The 11,744-nt window shown below is 49.0% G+C and carries 6 protein-coding genes; 5 read left to right on the forward strand and 1 reads right to left on the reverse strand.

Annotation, left to right across the window (positions count from 1 at the left end):
* Nucleotides 1–2: 2 nt before the first annotated feature.
* Entirely contained in the window at nucleotides 3–1,418 is a 1,416-nt protein-coding gene (locus tag AB7U36_RS03290; RefSeq protein WP_428158382.1) for a GGDEF domain-containing protein, read from the reverse strand.
* A 219-nt stretch (nucleotides 1,419–1,637) separates the two neighbouring features.
* Between AB7U36_RS03290 and ftsY the strand changes: the two genes are divergently transcribed.
* From ftsY to AB7U36_RS03315, 5 genes are all read left to right on the forward strand, one after another.
* Nucleotides 1,638–2,909 carry a signal recognition particle-docking protein FtsY gene (ftsY, locus tag AB7U36_RS03295; protein ID WP_428158383.1) on the forward strand — a complete coding sequence of 424 codons (1,272 nt, stop codon included), beginning with the start codon at nucleotides 1,638–1,640 and terminating at the stop codon, nucleotides 2,907–2,909.
* The gene (locus tag AB7U36_RS03300; RefSeq protein ID WP_428158384.1) at nucleotides 2,902–3,051 is read left to right on the forward strand and encodes a hypothetical protein; all 150 of its coding nucleotides are present in this window, start codon (nucleotides 2,902–2,904) and stop codon (nucleotides 3,049–3,051) included. The genes ftsY and AB7U36_RS03300 overlap by 8 nt, the downstream gene beginning before the upstream one ends.
* A 25-nt stretch (nucleotides 3,052–3,076) precedes the next feature.
* Nucleotides 3,077–3,904 (forward strand): phosphate/phosphite/phosphonate ABC transporter substrate-binding protein, encoded by an 828-nt coding sequence (locus AB7U36_RS03305; RefSeq protein ID WP_428158385.1) that lies wholly within the window; start codon nucleotides 3,077–3,079, stop codon nucleotides 3,902–3,904.
* A 2-nt stretch (nucleotides 3,905–3,906) separates the two neighbouring features.
* Nucleotides 3,907–6,534, forward strand: a complete 2,628-nt coding sequence (locus tag AB7U36_RS03310; RefSeq protein ID WP_428158386.1) for an ATP-binding protein — start codon at nucleotides 3,907–3,909, stop codon at nucleotides 6,532–6,534.
* Nucleotides 6,534–11,744, forward strand: a 5,211-nt coding sequence (locus tag AB7U36_RS03315) for a response regulator (RefSeq protein WP_428158387.1), incomplete at its 3' end; no start/stop codon positions are given. The genes AB7U36_RS03310 and AB7U36_RS03315, both read left to right, overlap by 1 nt.

An 11,744-nucleotide genomic window follows, 5' to 3' on the forward strand; every position in this document is an offset into this window, starting at 1 on the left:
ACTTATTGTGCCATGACCTGATTTCGACCATTTTCCTTTGCCTTGTATACAGCCATATCGGCCCGTTCAAATAAATCCGTTCCTGACTTATCACCTTCCTTGGCACAGGAAACGCCGATGCTGACCGTAACCCTTACAGTTTCCTCTTTATACAGGAATTCAATTTTTTCTATGGTCTGGCGTATTTTCTCCGCAACCTGTGTTGCGCCGTTGGCATCCGTCTCCGGCATAATAACGGCAAACTCTTCGCCGCCATACCGGGCAAGCATATCACTTTTTCTTAATAAAGGCTGGGTCCGTTTAATAATTTCCTGCAGGCACCTGTCGCCAATGGCGTGTCCATAGGTATCATTAATATTTTTGAACTTATCCGCGTCAATGATCAAAAGAGAAAAAATAGTTTTATACCGAAGAAACCGGTCCATCTCCTCTTCAATTTTCCTGTCATAGGCCCTGCGGTTTTTGGCACCGGTCAGCTGATCCTCGTTGAGTTTTTTCTCCAGCTCTTCGGTGTATTTCGTGGCAGCCTGCAACTCCTGTTTAAGCCTGGCAAATCCAGAGGTAAAGGAGTCTTTGCTTTTCCCGGCCAGCCGGCTGATGGCCTGGTCCACTTTCTGTTTTTTGCGCAATGCCTTTTCAATGGAGGAAAGACCGGTGGAGATCTTTGCCCGTAAGTCATCTAAGCTTTCAGCCACATCAGATGAATATTTGATCCCGGTCATTTCGTCATTTAAGATGGATTCAAATCCCTGATTTGAAGAAAGCAGGGTGTTTGTATGCTCATAGGAAGAAGCCAGTCTCTTTTCAATTTCAAAAATCCTTGCCACGATATCCCGGATAAAGGCATTAACCTTTTCCCGGTCCTGGCTGGTTTCTGAAATATAAAGAAAGATAAGGGTAAAAATATTTTCCCTGACTTCGTCAAAATCCGGAAGGTCTTCTGTATTAAGCAGATTTAAAGTAATGGCGTCCAGTTTCTTGGTATATTTTTTATCAAGGGTGGATTTCAGATGATTCACCACATCATGGTAACTTTGCCGAAGATTGTTTATCGACTGACCCTGGGATGATTTTTTTCGAATAGAAGAAAAAAATCCCTTCTTTTTTTGGGCAGCAGCAGGGCTGATATCTTCCTGGATCATGGCGGTTTTGATCTGAGCGAAAATGTATTCGATCTTGGCCGGGGAGGCCTTTTTCCGCATGGCCGCACCCAGCTGGGCACAGGCGTTCCCCAATGCCGTGCCGTCCTGGGAGAGTGCCTCTAAAATAATGGGAAAATACCTTCTGTAAAGGCTGTCAAGGTTTCCATACTGGGCCTCCACTGCATTCAGTTCCTTGAGCAGGCGGTCTTTCTGGGATCTCAATTTTATTATTTCAGCATTTAATTGATCTGTTTTATCATTACCTTGTTCGGCCATAATGTGCCCCCAAGTTTAAACGGCTTGCAATGGTTGATTACTTTTAACCAGTGATCCAAAGAAAGTAAAGTTAATTTAACAGACCCAAAGCTTGATTGCGGCGACTAAAAAATGTAAAAGATGATGCATAATAATCTTGATTTTACCCAATTGGCAAATCAGAATTTTTAAATCCGCAGATTAAGGCGCATGATCAAAATCCATTGAGGAGATACAAGGGTGGTATTTAGCTTTTTTAAGAAAAAAAAGAAAACACCTGAAACTGAACCTGTTTCAGAACAAAATAGATCCGCAGAAGAACCCATTTCACCGGAACCTTCTTTGCAACCAGATCTGAAATCAGATCTGCAACAAGACCTGCAGTCAGATGAATCGAAGGAAGCAAAGGAATTTGCCGGGGAAAAGCCGGTTCCGCCTGATGAACTATCCATGACCCGGGAATCAGCCAAAGATCAGACGCCGGCCAGGATACCTGAACCGGATCCAGTCCAGGAACCGGATACAAAGCAGGACCCGGTGCCTGGGCCAGAAGAACCTGTTCTCCAGGCCCAGGCACCGGGTCAGGAAAAACCTGCAATCAAAGAGAGCCCAGGGCTGTTCTCAAAACTTAAATCCGGCCTGGCCAAAACCCGGGCTGTTTTGAATACCGATGTCACAGAACTTTTCTCCTCGGCCAAAGCCATAGATGACGATCTGTTTGATGAGCTTGAGGAACGTCTGGTTTCCTCTGATCTTGGCATTGACATCACCATGGACATGATGGCGCGGATCAGGAAAAAAAGCCGGGGGCTGTCCACGGGGGATCAGCTCCGCCAGGTGCTCAAAGACGAATTATTCACCCTTTTTCATGAACCGCCCCCCCCTGCCCCATCCTGGCCCAAGCCCTATGTCATTATGATGGTGGGTGTCAATGGGACTGGAAAAACAACCACCCTTGGCAAACTGGCCATGAAATACAAGGCCGAAGGCAAAAAAGTATTGATTGCTGCGGCAGACACGTTCAGGGCTGCAGCCATTGAGCAGGTTGAAATCTGGGCCCGGCGTGCCGGTGCGGACATTGTCCGGCACAAGGAAGGGGCTGACCCTGCCGCAGTGGCCTACGATGCCGTTGAAGCAGCCATGGCAAGGGGGGCTGACGTAGTGCTCATTGACACGGCAGGCAGGCTGCACACCCAGAAAAATCTCATGGAAGAGTTAAAAAAGATCAAGCGCTCCGTGGAAAAAAAATACAAGGGCGCGCCCCATGATGTAATGATGGTCATTGACGCCACCACCGGCCAGAACGCCCTGTCCCAGGCAGATATTTTCCACAGGGCCGTGGGACTTACCCAGATAAGTGTCACCAAACTGGACGGCACGGCAAAGGGCGGAATTGTGGCAGCGGTCTCTTCTGCCATGAAGCTGCCCGTTGCCTACATCGGCGTGGGCGAGGCCATAGAAGATCTGCAGGAATTTGATGCAAAACGCTTTATCAATGCACTGTTTGACTGATCCTGTTCAACTGGTGTTCCCGGACAGGCAGGCCACCTCCGCCCGTATCAACCGGGCTGAGCGGGTCATCGCAATGGCAGCGGTCAAACAGTATCTGGATAAAGGGGGGCAAGGCCAGGCATTGAGAGATGCCCCCCAATAGCCTGCCCAGACAAAGGAGGGTTGGTATGACATTATTGGGCAAGCTGGTCTCTGTTGTTTCGATGCTTTGTTGTTTAACCGTTACGGCTGCGGCAGAAGAGAATAAGTACGAAATGGGGGCATTCCCCAATATGCCGGTTGCCAGAATTCAGGCGCTTTTTACGCCTATGGCCGATGCGTTTGCCAAGGCATTGGGCAAAAAAGTACAACTCAGCAGCAAGCCGACTTTTGAAAAATTCGAAAAGGTCCTGAACACTGAATTCTATGACATCGCCCATATTCAGCCCTTTGATTATATTCATGCGCATGACAAGCACAATTATCTTCCGTTAGCCAGAAGAGGAGGCGAAATAGAGGCTCTTTTTGTTGTACTTCCTGACAGTAAAATCAATAAGATTCAGGATCTGCGCGGAAAAAAAGTGCTGTCTCCGCCGCCTGATGCAGCGGTATCGCATCTGGCCAATAGGTCTTTGCAGGAAGCCGGATTACATCCGGAGAAAGATGTCCGGCGGGAATATTCCAAAGATCATTTCTCCTGTCTGCAGAATGTTCTGATCGGCGAAGCTGATGTCGGCATTTCAGCAAGTCAGATGATCAAGCAGTTTGAAAACGAAAAAAATATGTCCGTGCCTTTCAAGGTTATTCATAAGACAATCAAAATACCCAACACACTCATAGTCGTACATAAAAGGGTGCCGCAAAAAGACAGGGATATTTTGCTTAAAGTAACCCTGACCCTTGAAAATACTGCCGGTGGCAGGAAAATACTTGATGAACTTTATTTCAAATCCGTTGTTCCGGCGGAGGATAGCGACTACGACGTCATCAGGAAATATATCAGCTCCGGCAAATGACCATGCGTTTTAATTTGTCCTCCCTCAAATTTAGAATCGCCGCATCTATCTTCCTGCTTGAAACGGTTATGGTGATTCTTGTATTCAGCCAGACAATCCCCTATTTCCGGGAGAATAGCCGGCAGCAGTTGTTGGAACATGAGCATATTTTTCTGGATATCTTTTCCGACCTCAGCAAGCCGGCGCTCTTCACGGTCGAATTCAGTGATTTGCAGCTTTATGCGGAAAAATTGATCAAAGATCCTCATGTCAACAAAGTGCTGGTTGCCAATAGTTTAAAAATCATTGTTGTAAGTTCTGCTTTTTCCGAAGTTGGGTCTCCGTTTCCCGCAAAATTAGCTTATTCCACAGATATGTTCTGGCTTAGCAAAGATCTTGGCACCGGAGTTGCCGCCATCCAGTTTTCCAACAAAGCGCTTAACGATGCGATGAAGCAGGTAACAAGGCGTGGCATCACCATTGCCATATCCGGGATGATGATCATTGCTGCCCTGGGAATTTTATTCGGTTATCTGCTGACCCGTCGTTTAGGCAGCCTGAGCCAGGCTGCACAATCCATCGCAAGTGGAGACTTGACGGTTACGGTTCAGGATAATTCGAACGATGAAATCGGTCAGCTGGGCATATCGTTCAATGTCATGACGCATCGACTGAAAGAGATGATGAATGAGATGCAGCAATTAAACTGTGAGCTGGAACAGCGAGTAAATGAGCGCACTGAAAAACTTGAAATCGCCATGAAATCCGCCGAAGCGGCCAGTTGCGCCAAAAGCGAATTCCTGGCCAACATGAGCCATGAGATCCGTACTCCGATGAACGCCATTACCGGCATCTCCTATCTTGTCCTGAAAACCGATCTTGATCCGCACCAGCGGGATTATGTCACTAAAATCCGTGACGCCGCCGATTCGCTGCTCGTTATTATCAACGGCATCCTGGATTTCTCCAAGATCGAGGCGGGCAAGCTGGATTTTGAATCAATCGATTTCAGCTTGACTGAAGTTTTTGAAAAAATAGGAAACCAGATATCCCTGAGCGTTGAGGAAAAAGGGAACAAAGTCATGTTCCATATAGCCCCGGATATCCCTCCGCTGCTGGTCGGCGATCCACACCGGCTGAGTCAGGTTCTGAACAACCTGATCAGCAACGCGGTAAAGTTCACCGCGCATGGTGATATCGTCATTTCCGCTGAATTGGCTTCTCCGGTAGAGGCGGGAAGAATAGCCCTCACCTTCAAGGTATCTGACAGCGGCATCGGCATGAATCAAGAGCAGATAGAGCGGATCTTCGCCCCTTTTGTCCAGGCGGACAGCTCCACCACCCGCAAATACGGTGGCACCGGCCTGGGGCTGAGTATTGTGAAAAGCCTGGTTGAAACAATGGGGGGGACGGTACAGGTTGAATCAGAGCCGGAGGTGGGAAGCTGTTTTTCCTTTACCATCACCCTGGCGGTATCGCCGGAAAGCAGATCAGCGGATTTTTCAGCCACGTTAGACAGTATGAGGGCCGTGGTTAAAAACCACGGGACCTCATCAGGTGGCGTTCGCACAGACACACGCACCACCGCACCGGTAAACGCACAGGAACTGGCTGGGGCAAGGGTACTGGTAGTGGAGGATAACAGCATCAATCAAATGATCATGATTGAATTGCTGAACCAGGCTGGCATTACGGTGGAACAAGCCTATAATGGGCGGGAAGCGGTGGATATGGTTGCTTTCTCAATGCCGTTTGACGCTGTCTTGATGGATGTACAGATGCCGGTTATGGACGGTTATGAGGCGACCCGTCTGATCCGGCAGATGAAGAGCGCCGAAAAGCTTCCCATCATTGCCATGACGGCTCACGCCATGGCACAGCACCAGGAACGGTGCCTGGCCATCGGCATGAGTGGACATGTCTCCAAGCCGGTTCACCCGAATGAGCTGTATGCAACCCTGGCACAGTGGATCAAGCTACGCAGCAAACCGGTAAACGTGCAATGTCACGGGATACGGAAACAGGATGGCATTATCCCTGACACGCTGACCGGCATAAACATGGCCGAGGTGCTGGAACGGTTCAGTGGCAGCCAGACCTTGCTGCGGACAGCCCTGATTGATTTCCACGCCAAGAACCGCTCCACCATGGGTGAGATCCGGCAGGCAATTCAGACGCATGATGATGAACAGGCAGGGTTTCTGGTACATACCCTCAAAGGGGTGGCAGGCAACATTGGCGCCGAGGCGCTTGCTGGCACCGCGCGCGAAGTGGAAAAGGCGATAAAACAGGGGCGTGAAGAGACCGTGCCTGAACTGCTGGATGCCCTGGAACAGCAGATGACAGAACTCCTCACGACTATTGCAGGTATTGAAAAATCAGGCTTGTCGGCGGCTGCATCTGAAACCGGCTCTACGGATATGATGGGGAGAGTGCTCCTTGAGAGGAGCATGGAGGAATTGTACACTCTTGTCAGACAAGGCAAGGTGTCTGCTGCCGAGAAATTCAGTTTATTGAAACCACACCTGCCGGATATCCCGGAGCGGACGAAGTTGGAGCAGCAGTTGGCCGGGTTTGATTTCAAAGGGGCACAAAAGTCGCTGCAACTAGTGGCAACCTCAATTAAGGTTACTATCAAGGAACAGGTATAATGGATATTAAAAAACAAACCATACTGATGGTTGATGATCAGCCAGAAAACATCCAGACGACCTTGATGCAGAACCTTCGCACCCAATGGCTGATGCTGATTATTGTCCTTGTCATCGTTGCAACCGTCATCGGTTACCAGCGGTTTGCCGAGCATCATACCATCATAACGCAGGAGGAACATCGCCTGCAGACTCAAGCCAAAGTCATTACCGCAAATGTTGAAGGTCAGCTTCGAGCCGCCAACCTGACGCTGGAATCAATCATCAAGGACATGTCATATTTCTGTGAGCACGAGAAGATCAGACTGGCCAACCGACGTTTGCAGGCGCTCACAGACGCCATGCCCGGCATTCGCACCATATTTGTTCTTGATGCAGAGGGAACCATTACGAACTCAAACCGGGAAGAACTGATCGGACGGAACTTTCGAAGCCGGGATTATTTTGCCACCCCCGAGAAAGATAACAACCCGTCCAGACTCTATATATCCCCCCCCTTCAAGAGCGTATTGGGCAATTTCCTTATGAATATCTCCCGTGTCATTCCATCCTCAACCGGTGCGTTTAACGGCGTCGTGTCAGCTGGAATCGACCCGGTCTACTTTAAGACCCTTCTTGATTCTGTACTCTATGCACCGGATATGCTGACCAGCATTGTCCACAGTGACGGGATCTGCTTTATAATGTCCCCTGACAAGAAAATGCAATATTCAGGTAAAAACCTGGCTGTACCCGACACATTTTATGCACGGCACAAGACAAGCGGCAGACAGAAAAATATTTTCATAGGTAAATCTCCCACCTATCCCGACATTCGCGTCATGGCAGTTCACACCGTACAGCCGGAATCACTAAAACTGCTTAAGCCGCTTTATATTAATTGCAGCAGGGAATACTCGGCCATATACAAACAGTGGTGGAGTGATACGCTTATACATGCGTTTGTTTTTGTTCTGCTCTGTTTTGCAGGAATATTTGGCTTGAAACGGCTCCAACGGCATCAAGGCACTCTTGAGGAAAAACTGCACTATGTCATGCGCCAGCAAAACATGATTCTTGAAAACGCCAGTGTTGGTATTACCTTCGTGATTAACAGGAAACAGATCTGGGTGAATCAAAGAATGAGTGAGCTGTTCGGCTATTCGCTTGAAGAGATGGAAAATCAGAGCACCTGCATATTTTTCCCATCACAGCAATCTTTTGAACGTTTTATTGAAGCCGCTTATCCTGTCCTTGCGCAAGGGAAGGTATTCAGTACTGATTATGACATGATGAAAAAAGACGGGACACATTTCTGGGCAAGAATGCGCGGAAAAATGGTGGATTCAGCCAGCATTGAAAACGGGGCCATTTGGACATTTGAGGATATTTCTGAATTAAAATGTACGGAAAAGGCGCTTCGTGAAAGTGAAATAACATATAGAACTATTTTTGAGTCTTCTGTTGACGCGCTTTCCATCATTGATCCTGAAACGGGCACCTTTATCGACTGCAATGAAGCGGCGGTGCAACTACACGACACCGGTTCTCGGGCGTGTTTCCTCAGCACAACGCCTGACAGGCTGTCTCCGGAGTACCAGGAGAACGGAGAACTGTCTTCAAAGCTTATCAAGGATCATGTTCAACAGGCGCTTACGCTTGGAAAGGATACCTTTGCCTGGACTCATTGCAAATCAGATGGGGCAACCTTTCCCGCCATAGTCACGCTCTGCACCATTAAACTAAAAGGAAAAACGCATTTAATGGCCATTGGCAGGGACTTTAGCGAGCAAAAACAGATTGAGAATGAGTTAAGAGAATCACGGCAGCAGTTGTTCGATATCATTGATTTCCTTCCCGATGCTACCTTTGTCATTGATCAAAACAAGGTTGTTATTGCCTGGAACAAGGCGATGGAGCAAATGTCAGGGGTCAACAAGGAAGAGATGCTTGGCCAGGGCAATTATGCATACACCCTGCCGTTTTATGGTGACCGAAGAAAGCAGTTGATAGATCTTCTTGATATCACTGATGAAAGCATTGCAAGCCAATATAGTCACATCCAACGGAAAGGGAATGCCATATATGCCGAAACTTTTGTTTCCCAGGTTTATTCGGGCAAGGGCGCTCATGTTTGGGCAATTGCGTCTCCGCTCTTCAACAGTAGTGGCGAGCGTATTGGCTCTGTTGAAGCAATACGAGATATCTCTGACCGTAAGCATTTTGAGCGTGAACTGGAACAGGCGAAAGAGAGCGCCGAGGCGGCCAATCAGGCCAAGAGCGAATTCCTGGCCAACATGAGCCACGAGATCCGCACCCCGATGAACGCCATCACCGGCATCTCCTACCTTGTCTTGAAAACAGACCTGAATCCGCAACAGCGTGAGTATATCACCAAGATCAGTCGGTCGGCTGATTCACTGCTGGGCATCATCAATGATATCCTGGATTTTTCCAAAATTGAGGCAGGCAAGCTTGATTTTGAACGGATTGATTTCAGTCTCCATGATCTCTTTGAAAAACTCGGTGACCAGATATCCTTAAAAGCCGAAGAACGCGGAAATGAAGTGATGTTCTCCATCTCACCGGATATCCCGCCGCTCTTGGTGGGAGACCCTTCGCGACTGGCCCAGATTTTAAACAACCTGCTCAGCAATGCCTTAAAATTCACGGATCATGGCGATATCATCGTTTCGGCAGTACCAGCTGCCCCGGTTAAAGATAACAGGGTTGACCTGACCTTCAAGGTGTCCGACACCGGCATTGGTTTGGATAAAGACCAGGTAGAACGGATCTTTGCCCCCTTTGTCCAGGCCGACAGCTCTATCACCCGCAAATATGGCGGCACCGGCCTGGGGCTGAGTATCGTAAAACAACTGGTAGACTTCCAAGGCGGCACACTGCAGGTAGAATCGGAACCTGGCGTGGGAAGCTCGTTTTTCTTTACTGTCAACTTTGAAATTTCATCTGAGCAATATGAACCATTGGCTGATCAGGCTTTATCCCTTGAGGGAATGAAAGTCCTGGTGGTAGATGACAACCCGATGTCGCGGGAGATCCTCTGCGCCATGCTGGAATCCAGCGATCTGCGGGTCACGCCAGCTGATTCAGGTAGAATTGCGCTTGACATCCTTCAGGATAACCCGGTAGAAGACCCCTACCGCATTATCCTGCTGGATTATAAAATGCCCGGCTTAAACGGCATTGAAACAGCCAAGCTCATACGTCAAAAGTATGCCCCTGACATTGCCAATGGCGCTGTAATTATGATGGTCACTGCCTATTCAAAAGAAGCGATCCAGCAAGGACTGGAAAATCATGGCATCCACGCCTTTGTGACCAAACCGGTCACTCCGCAGTCTTTGCTCCTGATGATCATATCTGTGCTGAAAAATCAGGAAACACCCAAAGCAATGCAAACTGGAGAGCACGCCACAGTGCCGCTGCAACAACATAACCTGTCAGGCGCGCGGGTTCTGGTGGTTGAGGATAACAGCACCAATCAGATGATCATGCTTGAACTGCTGGCCCAGGTCGGCATTGCCGCCGCGTGCGCAGGTGATGGCCAGGAAGCGGTGGGACTTGTGGCCTCATCCTCCTTTGATCTCATCCTGATGGATCTGCAGATGCCGGTCATGGACGGCTATGAGGCAACCCGCCAGATCAGGCAAATGAAATCAGCCAGGAAGCTCCCCATTCTCGCTGTTACGGCCCATGCCATGGCAAAGGACCGGGAACGGTGTCTGGCGATCGGCATGAATGGACATGTCTCCAAACCGGTTCACCCGAATCAGCTGTATGCAACCCTGGCACAGTGGATCAAGCCACCCAGTAAACAGGTACGCGTGAAAATCCCCCGGATACAGGAAGGCATTCTCCCTGACACCCTGACCGGCATAAACATGGCCGGGGTACTGGAACAGTTCAGCGGCAACCAGACCTTGCTGCGGACAGTCCTGATTGATTTCCATTCCCAAAACCTCTCCACCATGCGTGAGATCCGGCAGGCAATTCAAACGCATGATGATGAACGGATAAGATTTCTGGTACATACACTCAAAGGGGTGGCAGGAAACATTGGCGCCGAGGCGCTTGCTTCCACCGCGTGCGACGTGGAAAAGGCGATAAAACAGGGGCGTGAAGAGAACGTGTCCGAACTGCTGAATGCCCTGGAACAGCAGATGACGGAACTCCTCACGACTATTGCAGGTATTGAAAAATCGGACACGCCGGCGGCTGTATCTGAAACCAGCACCACGGATATGATGGGAAAAGCGCTTCTTGAGAAAGGCATAGGTCACTATCAAGGAACAGATATAATGGATATTAAAAAACAAACCATACTGATTGTTGATGATCAGCCAACAAACATTCATATACTTGCCGAGGCGCTGCAACCCAAATATGAAATCATAGCCGCGACAAACGGTCTGCTTGCCCTGGAACTGGCCCGGCAGGATGATCAACCAGACCTGATACTTCTGGATATCATGATGCCGGGGATTGATGGCTATGAAGTCTGCCGTCGTCTCAAGAAGAGTGAAAATACCAAGGATATTTCCATTATTTTTGTCACTTCGCACACGGCGTCTAAAAAAGAAGAGTTCGGCTTGAATCTGGGTGCTGCCGACTATATATCCAAGCCCTACAGTCTGCCCATTGTGCTTGCCAGGGTACGCAATCACCTCAGGATGAAACTCAAGACTGACCTTCTTGAAAATCTGGCCGCATTGGACGGCCTGACCGGCATTCCCAATCGACGGCGATTCGATACAACACTGAATGCGGAATGGAAGCGAGCCGTCAGAGGCGGAGGACCGTTGTCAATGATCATGCTGGATATTGATCATTTCAAGCAGTTTAATGACAAATATGGTCACGGCTCCGGCGATGAATGCCTCAGGCAGGTTGCCACAGCGCTTGCTGAATGCGTCAGCAGACCTGGCGATCTTATCGCCCGCTATGGGGGAGAAGAGTTTGTTGCCATTCTTCCACATGCCGACGCAGCCGGGACACGGTTTATTGCCGAACGTTTAGTCACTGCTGTTGCTGACTTGAAGATACCGCATGCCTATTCAGACGTGGCAGACCATATCACCATCAGCGCAGGAGCAGCCACTATCTCTCCAGGTCGCGATACAACAGTGGATACCTTGCTGCAAAAGGCTGACCAGATGCTGTATAAGGCAAAGGCTGAGGGGCGTAACAGGGTTTGCTCAAGTAACATAAAT

Source organism: Desulfobacter sp., from assembly GCF_050177295.1.

Bases quoted from the DNA above. Each gene is read 5' to 3' on its own strand.
- AB7U36_RS03310 (WP_428158386.1), top strand. From the start codon at position 3,907: ATGCGTTTTAATTTGTCCTCCCTCAAATTTAGAATCGCCGCATCTATC.
- AB7U36_RS03290 (WP_428158382.1), bottom strand. From the start codon at position 1,418: ATGGCCGAACAAGGTAATGATAAAACAGATCAATTAAATGCTGAAATA.
- AB7U36_RS03305 (WP_428158385.1), top strand. From the start codon at position 3,077: ATGACATTATTGGGCAAGCTGGTCTCTGTTGTTTCGATGCTTTGTTGT.